Origin of the sequence: Methyloversatilis discipulorum (assembly GCF_000527135.1) — a bacterium.
Taxonomy (GTDB): Bacteria; Pseudomonadota; Gammaproteobacteria; order Burkholderiales; family Rhodocyclaceae; genus Methyloversatilis; species Methyloversatilis discipulorum.
Map to the genome: position 1 here is coordinate 3,381,006 of NZ_AZUP01000001.1, position 16,405 is coordinate 3,397,410.

At 69.3% G+C, this 16,405-nt stretch carries 13 protein-coding genes; 6 read left to right on the forward strand and 7 right to left on the reverse strand.

Translation table 11 applies throughout. From position 1 onward, the window contains the following. Positions 1-27 precede the first annotated feature (27 nt). The 6 genes from METFAM1_RS0115820 to METFAM1_RS0115845 form a co-directional block, all read right to left on the reverse strand. The gene (locus tag METFAM1_RS0115820; RefSeq protein WP_019916383.1) at positions 28-1,155 is read right to left on the reverse strand and encodes an HD-GYP domain-containing protein; all 1,128 of its coding nucleotides are present in this window, start codon (positions 1,153-1,155) and stop codon (positions 28-30) included. A 145-nt stretch (positions 1,156-1,300) separates the two neighbouring features. Further along, entirely contained in the window at positions 1,301-1,876 is a 576-nt protein-coding gene (locus tag METFAM1_RS0115825; RefSeq protein ID WP_019916384.1) for a nucleotidyltransferase family protein, read from the reverse strand. Between the two features lie 124 nt (positions 1,877-2,000). Further along, complete coding sequence (locus tag METFAM1_RS0115830) at positions 2,001-3,029, reverse strand: XdhC family protein (protein WP_019916385.1); 1,029 nt, start codon at positions 3,027-3,029, stop codon at positions 2,001-2,003. 62 nt (positions 3,030-3,091) lie between these two features. Then, a complete protein-coding gene (locus tag METFAM1_RS0115835; protein ID WP_019916386.1) occupies positions 3,092-5,302 on the reverse strand; it encodes a xanthine dehydrogenase family protein molybdopterin-binding subunit in 2,211 nt (736 codons plus the stop codon). Positions 5,303-5,313: 11 nt separating this feature from the next. Then, entirely contained in the window at positions 5,314-5,772 is a 459-nt protein-coding gene (locus METFAM1_RS0115840) for a (2Fe-2S)-binding protein (RefSeq protein ID WP_019916387.1), read from the reverse strand. A gap of 79 nt (positions 5,773-5,851) precedes the next feature. Continuing rightward, on the reverse strand, positions 5,852-8,014 hold the full coding sequence (locus tag METFAM1_RS0115845) for a xanthine dehydrogenase family protein molybdopterin-binding subunit (protein ID WP_019916388.1): 2,163 nt from the start codon (positions 8,012-8,014) through the stop codon (positions 5,852-5,854). 170 nt (positions 8,015-8,184) lie between these two features. Between METFAM1_RS0115845 and METFAM1_RS0115850 the strand changes: the two genes are divergently transcribed. After that, the gene (locus METFAM1_RS0115850; RefSeq protein ID WP_019916389.1) at positions 8,185-9,105 is read left to right on the forward strand and encodes a LysR family transcriptional regulator; all 921 of its coding nucleotides are present in this window, start codon (positions 8,185-8,187) and stop codon (positions 9,103-9,105) included. 30 nt (positions 9,106-9,135) lie between these two features. On the opposite strand, the gene METFAM1_RS0115855 is transcribed toward METFAM1_RS0115850, so the two are convergent. After that, positions 9,136-9,846, reverse strand: coding sequence for a ComF family protein (locus METFAM1_RS0115855; RefSeq protein ID WP_232419786.1), 711 nt, complete (start codon positions 9,844-9,846; stop codon positions 9,136-9,138). 71 nt (positions 9,847-9,917) lie between these two features. Between METFAM1_RS0115855 and bioB the strand changes: the two genes are divergently transcribed. From bioB to METFAM1_RS0115880, 5 genes are all read left to right on the forward strand, one after another. After that, a complete protein-coding gene (gene bioB, locus METFAM1_RS0115860; protein ID WP_019916392.1) occupies positions 9,918-10,898 on the forward strand; it encodes a biotin synthase BioB in 981 nt (326 codons plus the stop codon). Positions 10,899-11,001: 103 nt separating this feature from the next. Next, the gene (locus tag METFAM1_RS0115865) at positions 11,002-11,811 is read left to right on the forward strand and encodes a methyltransferase domain-containing protein (protein ID WP_019916393.1); all 810 of its coding nucleotides are present in this window, start codon (positions 11,002-11,004) and stop codon (positions 11,809-11,811) included. Further along, positions 11,808-11,978, forward strand: coding sequence for a hypothetical protein (locus METFAM1_RS20950; RefSeq protein ID WP_019916394.1), 171 nt, complete (start codon positions 11,808-11,810; stop codon positions 11,976-11,978). The genes METFAM1_RS0115865 and METFAM1_RS20950 overlap by 4 nt, the downstream gene beginning before the upstream one ends. After that, the gene (locus tag METFAM1_RS0115875; protein ID WP_019916395.1) at positions 11,975-13,171 is read left to right on the forward strand and encodes an MFS transporter; all 1,197 of its coding nucleotides are present in this window, start codon (positions 11,975-11,977) and stop codon (positions 13,169-13,171) included. Before METFAM1_RS20950 ends, METFAM1_RS0115875 begins: the two co-directional genes overlap by 4 nt. 137 nt (positions 13,172-13,308) lie before the next feature. After that, entirely contained in the window at positions 13,309-16,404 is a 3,096-nt protein-coding gene (locus METFAM1_RS0115880) for an ExeM/NucH family extracellular endonuclease (RefSeq protein ID WP_019916396.1), read from the forward strand. Position 16,405: the final 1 nt, after the last annotated feature.

Genomic DNA, 16,405 nt, shown 5'->3' on the forward strand with positions numbered 1-16,405 from the left:
CTTGGTGACGCTGATGCCGCTCCGTCGTCAGTCGTCCAGCCCGAAAAGGGCCTGGATCGCGCGCAATTCCTCGGCCGATTGCGCCAGCGCATCGACGCAGACCGGGTCGAGCTTGCCATCGTCGGCCATGCGACGCAGTTCGGCCAGCGCGTCCTCGTTGCTCCAGGGCTTCTTGTACGGTCGCTCCGAGGTCAGCGCGTCGAGGATGTCGGCGACGGCGACGATGCGCGCTTCGAGCGGGATCGCAGCGCCGCGCAGGCCGCGCGGGTAACCGCTGCCGTCCAGCCACTCGTGGTGGTGGCTGACGATGTTGCGCAGGATGGACAGATAGGGCGTTTCGGCCAGACCGGCTTCCTGCATCACCTCGTCGATCAGCTGCACGCCCAGTTCCACGTGGCCCTGCATCTTCAGCCGCTCGTCCGGGGTCAGGCGGCCGGGTTTCAGCAGCACGTTGTCCGGAATGCCCACCTTGCCGATGTCGTGCAGCGGTGAGAACAGGTACACGTGTTCGACGAACTCGTCGCCAAGGCCGAAGTGCGGCGCGACGCGCTGCGCGATCAGCCGGCTGTAGCTGGACATGCGGTCGAGGTGGCGACCGGTTTCGATGTCGCGCAGATGCGCCAGCCCACGCGCCACCTTGACCATGCCTTCGACTGCGTGCGACAGGCTGAATACGTTCAGCACCGACAGCCGGCACAGCTGAACGTAGATCTGCAGTTCGCCCGGCAGCCGGCCGTCGAAAGCACCGGGTTTGCGCGAATCGAAGAACAGGAAGCCGAGCAGCGTGCCGGACTGGTAGAGCGGCACCGTGTAGCTGCTGCGATAGCCGTGCGCCAGCAGCCATGCGGTGTGTTCGCCGTGCGGCAGCGGCAGCTGGGTGAAATCATGGATGACGCGCGTTTCGCGCTTGCCGGCCAGTTCGAGCAGCGACGGCACCTGTGCCAGCGGCCGCTCGTACAGCGACAGCGGGTCGTCCACGTCGCTGCTGTTCACATAGGTCTTCAGCACGTCGTGGCGCGCGTCGTACAGCGTGATGGCGATGCGGTGCACCTGCGGGTGATGCTGACGCACGCGCGCGTGCAACCACTGCATCTGAGCGGTCAGCGATCCGCCGCTGTCGTCATCCAGGGTTTCGAATGAAACCGTGTCGTTCATGGCCGTGCTCCGGAATGCGCGGTGGCCTTGGCGCCGCGTTCTCGTTCGTCGTCTGGGTCTGCCGCGCGTCGTGTGCGCGTCGACGTGCGCAGCCTACACCGTGCGCTGTGCATCTGTCATGCGGCTGTGGGTATGAACAATTGTTTCAGCGCACGCGCTGAAGATGTTCCGGCAGATCAATGTCGCGCAGCACGCCGTCGTCACCGGCTTCGATCAGTTGTACCGGATGCGTGCGCAGCAGCTCGCGCGCACCGCTGTCGCCGTGCAGCGCAGCCAGTGCCGCGCCGTGTGCGGCGCCGAAAGCGACCGGGTGGCCGCGCTGGCCGGCGAAGGCCGCGGCGGCGATGCGCTCCGGCCGGTCGATGGCGGCGGCGACCGCGCGGATGGCGTCGACCGGCAGCCAGGGCATGTCGGCCAGCGTCACCAGCCAGCCATCGGCGCCGGCGCTGTCGCCTACCGCATGCGCGAGCGCGCTGCCCATGCCCGCTTCGGCGTCGGGGCTTTCCAGCACTCGGCAGCCGGCGTCGCGCAGGTCCGCCGCCAGCGCTTCATGGCCGGGGCGGATGACCGCGATGCTGCCCGGCAGCACGGTGCACAGTGCACGCGCAGCGTGCCAGGCGACGCTGCGGCCGTCGGGCAGCGTGGCCAGCAGCTTGTTGCTGTGGCCGCTCGGATCGAAGCGCCGGCCGTAGCCGGCGGCGAGCAGGATGCCCTGGATCATTGCCTGATCGGCGGATGGCCGGGGTACGGCGTGCCGGCGCGCCGGACCGACGACGGAGGGGGGTGTCGTCTGCCCGGCGGCCGTACGCCGTTCATGGTCGCGCCCGCGGTGGCGGGCGCGAGATTCAGTTCGGGCCGAGCACGCACGACGACAGCGTGTCGGCCGCGATGTCGAGCGCGACCTTGGCCTCGCGCACATTGAGAAGCGTGTCGGCGGCGGCACCGTTCTTCATCGCCACCAGTTCGGCGGCGATCGATACCGCGATCTCGGCCGGTGTGCGGCTGCCGATGTACAGCCCGGCCGGGCCGCGCAGGCGGTCGATCTGCGCCTCGCTGAGGTCGAATTCCTTCAGCCGTTCGCGACGTGCATCGTTGTTGTGGCGGGAGCCGAGCGCGGCGACGTAGAAGGCGGGCGACTTCAGCGCCTCCATCAGCGCCAGATCGTCCAGCTTGGGGTCGTGCGTCAGCGCGATCACCGCGGTGCGCGCGTCCGGCTGCATCGCGATCACCACGTCGTCCGGCATGTCGCGGGTCAGCGTGGTGCCGGGCACGCTCCACTCCTCGCTGTATTCCTCGCGCGGGTCGCACACGGTGACCGCGAAATCGAGCGAACTGGCGATACGCGCGAGGCTGCCCGACAGCTGGCCGGCGCCGATCAGCAGCAGCCGGTAGCGCGGGCCGAACACGCTGATCAGCGTGTGACCGTCGAAATGCAGCGCCTGGTCGGCGTGGCCGGCGTGCAGCGCGGCGCGGCCGCTGGCAAGGTCGAGGCGGCGGGTGAGCAGTTCGCCGCGACCCAGTCGCGTCAGCAGATCGTCCAGCGCACCGGCATCGGCCAGCGGTTCCAGCACCAGCTGCAGCGTGCCGCCGCAGGGCAGGCCGAAGCGGCGCGCCTCGTCGGCGGTGACGCCGTAGCTCACCGCGTGTGCCTCGGTCGGCAGGCCGTCGCGGCGCAGCCGGAAGATGAGGTCGTCCTCGATGCAGCCGCCGGACACCGAACCGACCGCGCGGCCGTCGTCACGCAGCGCCAGCAGCGCGCCGGGCGGGCGCGGCGACGAGCCCCAGGTGCGCACCACCGTCGCCAGCATGACGCGGTGGCCGTCGCGCAACCAGTCGCGGGCGCGGGTCAGTACTTCGAGATCAAGGCTGTCCATATGTCATTCCTTCATGACGCGGACGGCGCGCCTGAGCGGCCGCCCGCGGGGCGATGCTTCGCTCAGGCCTGCAGCTGTTCGCCGATCGGCAGCGTGTGGATCACCTTGCCGGTCGCCGCACGCAGCGCGCTCGCCAGTGCCGGCGCCAGCGGCGGCACGCCTGGTTCGCCGACACCGGTGGGCGCGGCGGCCGACTTGACGATGTGCACCTCAACCTTCGGCATTTCGTTGATGCGCAGCACCGGGTAGTCGTTGAAGTTGGACTGCTCGACCACGCCGTCCTTCAGCGTGATGGCGCCGGTCAGCGCGGCGGCCAGCGCGTAGCCGATGCCGCCCTCCATCTGCGCCTTGACCACGTCCGGATTCACGACGACGCCGCAATCGACGGCACAGACCACGCGGTCGACCTTGAAGCTGCCGTCCTTCTGCACCGTCACCTCGACCACTTCGGCGACGAAGCTGTTGAACGACTCATGCACGGCGACGCCGCGGCCGCGCTTCGCACCGTCGGCGGCCGGCGCCAGCGGCTTGTTCCAGCCGGCCTTGTCGGCGGCCAGCTTGAGCACGCCGGCGTGGCGCGGATGCTTCTTCAGCAGTGCCATGCGGTAGGCCACCGGGTCCTTGCCGGCGTTCAGCGCCAGCTCGTCGATGAACAGTTCGGTCGCGTAGGCGGTATGGGTCGAGCCGACCGAGCGCCACCACTGTACCGGCACCTTCACGTCGGCATTGGTGGTGTGCAGATCGACGTTCAGGTTGGGGATGGCGTAGGGCAGCGTGGACGCGCCTTCGACCGAGGTGATGTCGACGCCATCCTTCACCAGCATCGGTTCGAACGGCGAACCGGCGATGATGGACTGGCCGACGATGCGCTGCTGCCAGGCGACCGGCATGCCCTTGGCGTCGACTGCCGCGCGCACGCGGTGCAGGTAGATCGGGCGGTAGAAGCCGCCGCGCATGTCGTCCTCACGGCTCCACACCAGCTTGACCGGCGCGCGACCGTTGATCGCCTTCACGATCTGCGCGGTTTCGAGCAGATAGTCCGACTGCGGATTGGCGCGGCGACCGAAGCTGCCGCCGGCATACACCATGTTCAGCTTCACGCGGTCGGCTTCGATGCCCAGCGTCTTGGCCAGCGAGAACTGATCGACCGTGTGCAGCTGTTCGCCGTTCCATACCTCGCACTGGCCGTTCTCCAGCTTCATGACGCAGTTCAGCGGCTCCATCGACGCGTGCGCCAGATAGGGGAACACGTATTCCGCCTCGATCACCTTGCCGGCCTTGGCCAGCGCCGCTTCGGCATTGCCGTCGTTGCGCGCGTTCAGCCCGGGCGTCTTCGCGCGTTCGCGGTAGTCGGCGACGATGGCATCACTGCTGCCGCGGTAGGCCTGCGATTCGTCCCACTCGACCTTGAGCGCGTCGCGGCCCTTCTTCGCGGTCCAGTAGTCGGCGGCCAGCACCGCGACACCGTTCGGGATGACGACGACGTCGCTCACGCCCTTGACCGCACGCGCAGCCTTGTCGTCGACCGACTTCACGCGGCCGCCGAAGCGCGGCGGGTGGGCGACCACGGCGACCAGCATGCCGGGCAGCTTCACGTCCTGGGTGAAGGTGGCGCGGCCGGTGGTCTTGGCGACGCTGTCCACGCGCGGTGCGCTGCGACCGATCAGCGTGAAGTCTTTCGGATTCTTCAGCTTCACGTTGGCCGGCACCGGCAGTTGCGCCGCCGCCTCGGCCAGTTCGCCGAAGCCGGCCTTGCGGCCGCTGGCGGCGTGCGACACGACACCGTTCTTCACCGTGATCTGCGACGCCGGGACCTTCCACTGCTGCGCGGCGGCTGAAACCAGCATGGCGCGCGCGGTGGCGCCGGCGCGGCGCATCTGTTCGTAGGAGTTGGCGATGGCGGTGCTGCCGCCGGTGCCCTGCGCCTTCCAGAACAGATTGCTGTAACGCTTGGCGTCGGCCGGTGCGCCCTCGACCGTCACGCGCGACCAGTCGGCGTCCAGCTCCTCGGCCACCAGCGTGGCCAGGCCGGTGTACACGCCCTGACCCATTTCGAGGTGCTTGGACACCACGGTGACCGTGCCGTCGGTGCCGATGCGCAGGAAGGCGTTCGGCGAGAACTCGCCATCGACCATCGCGCTGCCGGCGTGACCGGGGCCACCGACCTCGGCCAGTGCGACGGTCGGCGCGACGATGGCGAGCGCCAATCCGGCGCCGCCCTTGAGGAAGCCGCGGCGGGTGGTCTGGAATGCATTCTCGATGCGGAAATTCATCTGTGCGCTCCTCAGGCCAGGGACTTGGCGGCTTCGTGGATGGCCGCGCGGATGCGGACATAGGTGGCGCAGCGACACACGTTGCCGCTCATCGCGGCGTCGATGTCGGCGTCGGTCGGCGTCGGGTTCGAAGCGAGCAGCGCGGTGGCCGACATGATCTGGCCGGACTGGCAGTAGCCGCACTGCACCACGTCCAGCTTCTGCCAGGCGGCCTGCACGGCGGCACCGACCTTGGCTTCACCGACCGATTCGATGGTGGTGATCTTCTTGCCGGCGACGGCCGAGATCGGCGTCACGCAGGAGCGCGTGGCCTGGCCGTCGACGTGCACCGTACAGGCGCCGCACATGGCGATGCCGCAGCCGAACTTGGTGCCGGTCATGTTCAGGCCGTCGCGCAGCGCCCACAGCAGCGGGGTGTCGTCGGGCAGGTCGACCGCGACGTCGCGGCCATTCAGGTTGATCGTTGCCATGGTTGAGCCCTCATCGATGGCGGTCGGGCCGCCGGTGGTGGTTGGAATGCGCGGGCGGCGCCCGCAGTTCAAATGGAAATCAGGTGGTCTTCAGCTGCCCGGCGATCGGCAGCGTGCGTACGCGCTGGCCGGTGGCGGCGAACACCGCGTTCACCACGGCCGGAATCGCTACCGAGGTGCCGGGTTCGCCGACGCCGCCGGGCGCCTCGGCGCTGGGCACGATGTGGACGTCGATCTGCGGCGCTTCGTTCATCCGCATCATGCGCACGTCGTGGAAATTGCTCTGCTGCACGCGGCCGTCGGCCAGCGTGATCTCGTTCCACAGCGCGGCGGTGAGGCCGAACATGATGCCGCCCTCCATCTGCGCCGCAACGGTGAGCGGATTGACCGCAAAGCCGCAGTCGATGACACAGGTGACGCGGCGCACGCGCACTTCGTTGTCGGCATTCACCTCGACCTCGGCCACCTGGGCGACGCGGCTGCCGAACACGTGCATCAGCGCGACGCCGCGGCCGGCACGCGCTCCGGCGGCCGCCTTCAGCGGCGTGCCCCAGCCGGACCTCTGTGCCGCCAGGTCGAGCACGGCACGCGTGCGGGCGTCCTTGATCAGCGCGCGGCGATAGGCCACCGGGTCCTGTCCGGCGGCAGCGGCCAACTCGTCGATGAAGCCTTCGACCACGAAGCCGTTGCGGGTCGGTCCGACGCCACGCCAGAAGGCGGTCGGCACTGCGGGCGGCTCGACCCGCTGGTACTCGACCTGCATCGCCGGGATGGCGTAGGGCAGTTCGACCGCGCCATCGACCGCGTCGGGATCGACGCCGTCCTTGAAGGCCGGCGGGAAGAAGCGCGCCATGATGGACGAGCCGGCGATGCGGTGCGTCCACGCCACCGGCGTGCCCTTCGCATCGACCGCGGCGCTGATGCGGTCGAGATAGGGCGGGCGGTACATGTCGTGCTGGATGTCTTCCTCGCGTGTCCATACGACCTTGACCGGGCCGCGCACCTGCTTGCCGATGGCCACCGCCTGGGCGATGAAATCGACTTCGAGCCGGCGGCCGAAACCGCCGCCCAGCAGGTGGTTATGGATGCGCACCTGTTCCGGCTTCAGGCCGGCGGTCTGCGCGGCCACCGCCTGCGCGATGCCCGGCACCTGGGTGCCGACCCAGACGTCCAGACCGTCGGCTTTCAGGTCCACCGTGCAGTTGATCGGTTCCATCGTCGCGTGCGCCAGCATGGGCTGGCGGTAGATGGCGTCGATGCGCCGGGCGCCGCTCTTCATCGCGGCCGCCGCATCGCCTGTCTTGTGAGCGACCGCGCCCGGACCTTCCGACGATTTCTCAAGGTGGGCGAAGATCTGCACGGTATCGAGCTTGGCGTGCGCGCCGTCCTTCCAGCGCGGCGCACAGGCGGCGAGGCCCTGCTTGGCGGCCCACATGTGGTCGGCCACAACCGCCACGGCATTGTCCAGTTTCACCAGCTGGCGCACGCCTTTCACCTTCAGCGCGGCCGCTTCGTCGGCACCGGCCAGCGTGCCGCCGAACACCGGCGAAGCGGCGACGGTGGCCACCTTCATGCCGGGCAGCACGACGTCGATGCCGAAGCGCGCGCTGCCATTCACCTTGCTGGCGGCGTCGATGCGGCGCACGGGTTTGCCGATCAGGCGGAAATCCTTCGGGTCCTTCAGCGTGACCGCCGTCGGCAGCGGCAGCGTGGCCGCGACATCGACCAGTTCACCGTAGCCGGCACGGCGGGCGCCGGCGCTGTCGATCACCGCGCCGTCCCGCGCCAGCAGTTTCGCGGCGTCGGTATTCCATTTCTTCGCGGCGGCCTGGACCAGCAGCGTGCGCGCGGTGGCGCCCGCTTCGCGCATCGGCTTCCAGGCTCCGCGTATCGAGGTCGAGCCGCCGGTGATCTGGGCGCCGATGATGGGGTCGGCGTACTTCGGATCGGGCGGCGCATGCTCCAGTCGCACCGCGTCCAGCGGCACGTCCAGCTCTTCGGCGATCAGCTGCGGAATGGCGGTGTAGGTGCCCTGGCCCATTTCGACCTTGTGCATCACCAGCGTGACCACGCCGTCGCGATCGATGCGGATGAAGGCATTCGGCTCGAAACGGGCACCGTCGGCGGCCAGCGCGCGTGCGCCCGGCAGGCTCAGTTCGATCAGCAGGCCGCCACCGGCGGCCGCGCCCAGCTTCAGGAAGCTGCGCCGGCTCAGGCCGGTGCTGGGGGCAATCATGTTCATGGGGATCCCTCCGTACCGCGGAAGCCCGCGGGCGAATCGAGCGACGCATCGGAGCGAGGCGTCGTTGCGCTCGTTCACCGGGGCAGGGTGTGCGCTTGCTTTGCGCACGACACAGTGCGAAACATAGTCGCTTTGTTTTTTTAGATCGACTGGGTAATCTTTCAAGCCATATGAAGCAGAACTTCAAACTGGAGCCGGCCATGCTGCCGGCGCTGAGCGCCTTCGAATGCGTCGCGCGGCATGCGAGCTTCACCCGGGCGGCGGCCGAACTGGGCGTGTCGGCATCGGCGCTGTCGCAGAGCGTGCGCACGCTTGAACAGCGGCTGGGGGTGCGCCTGCTCACTCGCACGACGCGCAGCGTGTCGCTGACCGAAGAGGGCGAGCGCTTCTATGACGGCGTGCGCGTGGGGCTGGATGAACTGGGGGCGGCGCTCGACAGCCTGGCCCAGTCGCAGGGCCGGGTGACCGGCACCTTGCGCATCAATATGCCGCGCCCGGCCTACCGGGTGCTGATCGCGCCGCATCTGGCCGGATTCGCCGTGCGTCATCCGGACGTGCAACTGGAACTGGCGCTCGATGATGGCCTGGCCGACATCGTGGCCGAGCGCTTCGACGCCGGCATGCGCATGAGCGACACGATAGAGGCCGACATGGTGGCGGTGCGCATCGGCGGGCCCAACCGCATGATCACCGTGGCCGCGCCGGACTATCTGGCGCAGCGTCCGCCGCCGCTGTCGGTGGACGATCTCGGTCGCCACGAATGCGTGCGCTACCGCTACGCGTCCAGCGGTCGCACGATGCGCTGGATATTCCAGCGCGACGGCCGGCCGCTCGAGGTCGAGGTCGATGGTCGCTACATCGTCAACGACGCCGACGCCGAAATCGATCTGGCGCGCCGCGGCCTGGGCATGGTGCAGACACTGGATTCGCTGGTCGCCGACGATCTCGCGCGCGGCACGCTGCGCGCGGTGCTGAGCGACGTCGCGATGCCGATGTCGGCGATACACCTGTATTTCCCGAGCCGGGCGCAGATGCCTGAACGCCTGCGCGCCTTCATCGACTACTTCCAGCAGGCCAACGAGGCGCGCTAGCGTGTCCTCACGGCAGGCTCTGACGGTCCGCTAGCGCCCGCGCAGTCTGGGCGTGCGCGCCAGCACCAGATTGGTCACCGTCAGCGCGCCGCCCGCCTTCAGCACGCGGGCGACCTCGTGCAGGCTGGCGCCGGTGGTGAGCACGTCGTCGATCACCGCCACATGCAGTCCGGCGACCTCGGCGCGCAGCGCGAAGGCGCCGCGCACATTGCGCCGGCGCTGCGACCAGGCGAGGTCGCGCTGTGGCGGCGTGTCGTGCAGGCGTTCCAGGCCGAAGGCGTCGAAGCGCAGCCCTGCATTCCGAGCCAGCACGCGGCCGATCTCGACCGACTGGTTGAAGCCGCGTTCGGCCAGCCGCCGCGGATGCAGCGGCATCGCCAGCAGCAGGTCGGCCGGCGGCAGGCCCAGCGACTGCAGTGCGTCGGCGAACAGCCCGGCCAGCGGCAGCTGGGCGCGGAACTTCAGCGCGTGGATCAGCCCGTCCGCCGGCTCGGCGTAGGCCCATACGGCCAGCGTCGCGTCGAAGGCCGGCGGGTGCTTCAGGCAGCGGCCGCACACCTGCGCGGTCGGCACCGGCAGCGCGCACACCGGGCAGTGCGCGGCCGGCAGCCGCGGCAGATCGTCATGGCAGCCGGGGCACAGCAGTGCGTTGCCGGCGGGCAGGCCGCACAGCCGGCAGTCCTGTGGCAGCAGCAGGTCGAGCACACGACCGGTCGCGGTACCGATTACGCGCTGCAACATGAAGGGCCTGTTTTCGAAGAAAATGGCGGCTTCGCCGTTCCGGCGCATTCGCGTGCGCCCGTCTTGTACTCATGCACACCCAGGTCATCCATCTGCCGCCGTCCTCCCGTTCGCAAGCGCCCCAGCGCTGGACCACCGAACAGGTCGAGGCGCTGTACGCACTGCCGTTTGCCGATCTGATGTTCCGCGCACAGACGGTACATCGCGAGAACTTCGATGCCAATGCCATCCAGCGGTCGACGCTGCTGTCGATCAAGACCGGCGGCTGTCCGGAAGACTGCGGCTACTGCCCGCAGTCGGTGCGCTACGACACCGGCGTCGCCAGTCAGGAGCTGATGCCGATAGACGAGGTGCTCGAAGCGGCCCGCGCGGCCAAGGACGCGGGTGCCACCCGCTTCTGCATGGGCGCGGCCTGGCGCGGCCCGAAGGACCGCGACGTCGAGAAGGTGGCCGAAATGATTTCGGCAGTGAAGGGCCTCGGCCTGCAGACCTGCGCCACGCTCGGTCTGCTGCGCGAGGGGCAGGCCGAGAAGCTGAAGGAAGCCGGTCTCGACTACTACAACCACAACATCGACACCGCGCCCGACTACTACGGCGAGGTGATCGGCACGCGCACGCAGGAAGACCGCTTCGATACGCTGGAAGCGGTGCGCGAAGCGGGCATGAATGTGTGCTGCGGCGGCATCGTCGGCATGGGCGAATCGCGCCGCGCGCGCGCCGGCCTGATCGCCACGCTGGCGTCGATGGACACGCCGCCCGAATCGGTGCCGATCAACAATCTGGTCAAGGTCGAGGGCACGCCGCTGGCCGATACGCCCGACCTCGATCCGTTCGAGTTCGTGCGCACCATCGCCGCCGCCCGCATCACGATGCCGAAGAGCTATGTCCGCCTGTCGGCCGGGCGCGAACTGATGAGCGACGAAATGCAGGCGATGTGCTTCCTCGCCGGCGCCAATTCGATCTTCTACGGCGACAAGCTGCTCACCACCGGCAACCCGCAAGCCGAGAACGACCGCAGGCTGTTCGAGCGGCTGGGCATACGTTCCGTCTGATCGGGAGTCGGCAATCACCTCCGTTCCGCCTGATTTCGCGCTCGATGCCCGCGCGGTTGCGCGCGGTTTCGAGCGTGCCGCCGGACGTTTCGACAGCGCCGCGGTGCTGCACCGGGAAGTCGCGCGCCGGATGGCCGAGCGGCTCGATCTGGTCACGCTGAAACCGCAGCGCCTGCTCGATCTGGGCTGCGGCAGCGGCGCCGACCTGCAGCCGCTGCGGGCGCGCTACCCCGACGCGCTGATGACCGGTCTCGACCGTTCGGCGGCGATGCTGGCGCAGGCGGCGGTGCGCACGCCACGCTGGCGCCGTTGGCTGCCGGGCGTGCTCGGCGGCAGCCAGACCGCGGTGCTGCAGGCCGACATCGCGCGGTTGCCTATCGCGCCGCGCAGCCACGACATGGTGTGGTCCAACATGGCGCTGCACTGGCTGCCCGACCTGCCGGGCGCGCTGCGCGAGGTGCAGCGCACGCTGCGCGTCGGCGGCCTGTTCATGTTCTCGATGCTGGGCCCGGACACGCTGCAGGAACTGCGCGCGGCACTGGTCGAGGCGGGACTGCCCGGGCGGGCGCATCGCTTCATCGACATGCACGACGTCGGCGACATGCTGGTCGAGGCCGGCTTCGCCGAGCCGGTGATGGACATGGAGCACATCACGCTCACCTTCGCGTCGCCGGCCGACCTCTATCGCGATCTGGTCGACACCGGCAGCCTGGCCGCGCTGGCCGCGCGCCCGCGCGGTCTGCTGACGCCGCGCGCGCGGCAGAAGCTGGACGCGGCGCTGCTGCGCCGGCTCGACGACGGCCGTCTGCCGGCGACCATGGAAATCATCTACGGACACGCCTGGCGCGGCGAGCCGAAGCAGACCGAAGACGGGCGCGCCATCATCAAGTTCGAGCGCGGAGGCCGGCGATGAACGAGAAGTCGGCTGCCCGGCTGAGCAGCAAGCGGCGCACCTTGAAGCCGCGCAACCCGCTTGCCACGGCGGCGCTGATGCGCAAGGGCGGCGAGCACGCGCGCACCGACAAGAAGGCCGGCCGTGCCCGCCAGAAGGTGGCCTGGCTGAAATCGCGCGACGAGTGAGTGCGACCGCCGGCACCGCGCGCCTGACGCTGCTGATGTGCGCGGCCGAGGTGCTGGGCATGACCAGCCTTGCCGCCTATCCGTCCTTCCTGACCGAGTTGTCGGCGCTGTGGACGCTCAGCGGCGCCGAGGCCGGCTTCATCGGCGGTGCCTTCTTCTTCGGCTACATGGTGGCCGTACCCTTCCTGTCCGGCGCGACCGACCGCGTCGACGCGCGCCGGGTGTTCGTGCTGTCCAATCTGCTGATGGCGCTCGGCATGATCGGCTTCGCCTTCGCCGCGCACGGGCTGTGGAGCGCGGCTTTCTTCCAGGCGCTCAGCGGCGCCGGGCTGGCCGGCTGTTACATGCCGGGCCTGCGTGTGCTGGCCGACCGGGTGCCGCACGACGCCGGTACCCGCCACATCGCCTTCTACACGTCGAGCTTCGGCATCGGCACCAGCGCGGCGCTGTTGCTGGCCGGCGTGCTTGGCCGTCACTTCGGCTGGCACATCGCGGTGGCGCTGATGGCGATCGGTCCGCTGCTGGCGGCCGCGCTGGTCTGGCTGCGCGTTGGTCACGTCGCGCCGCCGGCCGCTCACGAGGCGCGCTGGTTGCCGCGCTTCGGTCCGGTGCTGGCGCATCCGCGCGTGCGCAGCCTGGTCAGCGGCTATGCCGTGCATTGCTGGGAACTGTTCGGCCTGCGCTCCTGGCTGGTCGCCTTCATCGCGTTTGGCTGGACGCTGTCGGCGAGCGCGCCCTGGCTTTCGCCGACCGAGGCGGCGGCGCTGGTCATGCTGCTGGGGCAGCCGGCCAGCATACTGGGCAACGAGGCGGCCAGCCGCATCGGTCGCCAGCGCTGGATCGTCTGGATGATGATCGCCTCCGGCCTCATGTGCTGGGTCGCCGGGGCCGCGGCCGGCGGACCGTGGTGGCTGCTGCTCATCCTGCTGTCGCTTTACAACGTGACCGTGATGGCCGATTCGGCCTCGCTGACCGCAGGGCTGGTGCACGCCGCGCCGGTGGCGCAGCGCGGTGCGGCGATGGCGCTGTACTCGCTGGGTGGCTTCGGCGCCGGCTTCGTCGCGCCGCTGGTATTCGGTGCCGCGCTCGATCTCGCTGGCGGTACGACGGTCCCGCTGGCATGGATGTTCGGCTTTGGCACGCTGGGTGCGGGTTGTCTGCTGTGGGCGATGTTCGGACGCCGGTCGGCGTAGTTCCTTCGGATCATCTCAGCGGGCTTTCGCAGCCACGCGACGGTCATGCTGGCGCTCTAGTCTGATGTCCTTCCGTGTCCAGGGTCCGCATGTCGCGGGTGCTTGGGCTACGCTAGACATCTCGACCGGATTTCCACATGTCATCGAAAAGTGTACGCCCGGCGCTGCCGCGCACCCTCGTTCTCGCGCTTGCCGCCGCCGGTCTGCTGAGCCAGCCGGTACTCGCCGACAGCACGCCGCAAACGCTGCCCTTTGCTCAGGACTGGTCGGACATCGGCCTCGTCGTCAGCAACGACGACTGGTCGGCCGTACCGGGCGTCGCCGGCTACCGCGGTGACGGTCTGACCGGCGCCACCGGTACCGATCCGCAGACCCTCGTCGCCGACGGTGGCAGCACCCCGATCGACGTCAATGCCAACCAGACCAGTCCGGACACCTTCACCACCGGCGGTGTGACCGAATTTCACCTGGCCGATCCGGTGCTCGCGCTGACCGGTTCCGGCACCGCCGACGCGCCCTTCCTGCTGCTGTCGCTGGACACCAGCGGCCGCAGCGGCATCACGGTGCGTTACGACCTGCGCGACCTCGACGGTTCGACCGACAACGCGGTCCAGCCGGTGGCGCTGCAGTACCGCGTCGGCAACAGCGGCAGCTTCGTCAATGTGCCGGCCGCCTTCGTCGCCGATGCGACCGAAGGTCCGTCGCTGGCCGGCAAGGTGACGCCGGTGTCGGTGACGCTGCCGGCTGCGGCCGACAACCAGCCGCTGCTGCAGCTGCGCATCATCACGACGAACGCCGTGGGCAACGACGAATGGGTGGGCATCGACAACATCGTGGTCGATGGTGGCAACGGTGGCGGCGTCAATCAGGCCATCGTCACCAGCTGCCCGGCGCTCAGCCTGCAGGCGGGCGAAGGCGGCAGCGTGAATGTGTCGGCCAGCGACGCCGACAGCACGGTCAATGCGCTGAGCCTGAACGGCAGCCTGCCGGCCGGCATCACGCTCGGCGCGCTGACGCCCGCCGCCGGCGACGGCGCCAGCGCGTCGGCCAGCGTCACCGTCGCTGCGGGTACCGCCGCCGGCAGCTATGCCATCGGCCTGCGTTTCGCCAATGACGATGCACAGAGCGCCGACTGCACGGTCAACATCACCGTCGCCACAGCCGCGGCGATCACGCCGATTCCGGCCATCCAGGGCAGCGGCAACGCCAGTCCGTTGAACGGTCAGACGGTCACCACAGAGGGCGTCGTCACAGCCGTGTTTCCCGGCCTGTCCGGCTACTACCTGCAGGACGAAGCGGGCGACGGCGACGTCGCTACCTCGGACGGCATCTTCGTCTACGCGCCGGGCAACACAGCCCAGGTCGGTCAGCGGCTGCGCCTGAGCGCCGGCGTGACCGAGTTCAATACGGTGACCGAACTGGTGTCGCCGACCGCGGTTCAGGTGCTGGGCAGTGGCGTCAGCGTGCAGCCGACCGACGTCGTGCTGCCGGAAGCGTTCGACGGCGAGCTGGAGCGCTACGAAGGCATGCTGGTGCGCATCGTGTCGCCGCTCACCGTGTCGCAGAACTACTTCCAGGGGCGCTACGGCCAGGTGACGCTGTCCGCCGAGGGGCGTCTGGAAATTCCGACCAACCGCCACGTCGCCGGCAGCGCCGAAGCGCTCGCCCTGCGTGACGCCAATGCACGCCGCCGCATCGTGCTCGACGACGGTTCGACTGCGCAGAATCCGAATCCGATTCCCTTCATCGGCGCCGACGACACGCTGCGCGCCGGCGATACGGTGCAGCTGCTGACCGGCGTGATCGACCACGGCCTGATCACCGCTGCCGGCGACGGCCCGCGCGACTACAAGATCCACCCCACCGTCGCCCCGGTGTTCGAGCGCAGCAACCCGCGTACCGCCGCGCCGGCGCCGGTCGGCGGCAACGTGAAGGTGGCCAGCTTCAACGTGCTGAACTACTTCACGACAGTCGATCAGGCCGGCGCGTCCTGCTTCCCGTCGGGCACGCGCAGCGACTGCCGCGGTGCCGACAGCGCGCTCGAATTTTCGCGCCAGCAGGCCAAGATTGTCGCCGCGCTGCGCGCCATCGACGCCGACGTGGTCGGGCTGATCGAGATCGAGAACAATGGCCAGACCGCGGTGAACAATCTGGTGTCGGCGCTGAACGCGACCTACGGCGCCAATGTTTACGCCGCGGTCGGCGTGCCGGTCGGCGGCAGGGGCGGCGATGCCATCCGCCAGGCGATGATCTACAAGCCGGCGCGCGTGGCGACGGTGGGCGCGGCGATCAGCGATACCGCCGCCATCCACAACCGCCCGCCGCTGGCGCAGACCTTCGCCGCCACCAACGGCGAGCGCTTCAGCGTCGTCGTCAATCACTTCAAGTCGAAGTCCTGCGGCGACGCGGCCGGTGTCGAGGCCGACCAGGGCGACGGTCAGGGCTGCTGGAATCCGCTGCGCGTGCAGCAGGCCGCGGCGCTGAGCGCCTTCGTGCAGCAACTGACGACGAGCAGTGGCGCCGCCGACGTACTGGTGATCGGCGATCTGAACGCCTACGGGAAGGAAGACCCGGTCAATGCGCTGACTGCGGCCGGCATGGTGAATCTGGCGGCCGGCATCGATCTGGCCTATAGCTACACCTTCGATGGAGAGAGCGGCGCGCTCGACCACGCGCTGGCCACGCCGGCGCTGGCGACCAGGACCAGCGGCGTCGCGCACTGGCACATCAATACCGACGAGCCCTTCGTCATCGACTACAACACCGAGTTCAAGCCGCAGGATCTGTACGCGCCGCACGCCTACCGCTCGTCGGATCACGACCCGGTGGTGATCGGTCTGTCGCTGCAGAAGAAGATTGCCGGCACGGCCGGCCGTGATCGCCTGAATGGCAGCGCCGGTGACGACGTGATCACCGGTGGCGCCGGTGCGGACACGCTGACCGGTGGTGCCGGTGCGGACACCTTCGTCTATCAGTCGATGCGCGACGCGGCCGATGTCATCACCGACTTCGCGCCAGCGCAGGACGTGCTGGATCTGCGTGCGTTGCTGGCCGGCCTGGGCGTCGTCGGCGATCCGCGGCAGTCCGGCCACCTGCGCCTCGTTGCGAACGCGGCCGGCACGCTGGTGCAGATCGACAGCGACGGCTTCGCCGGCGCCGGTGTGCCGCGCACGCTGGTCACGCTGAGCGGCGTGCAGCCCGGCCAACTGAGCGGCCAGAACTTCGCCTACTGAG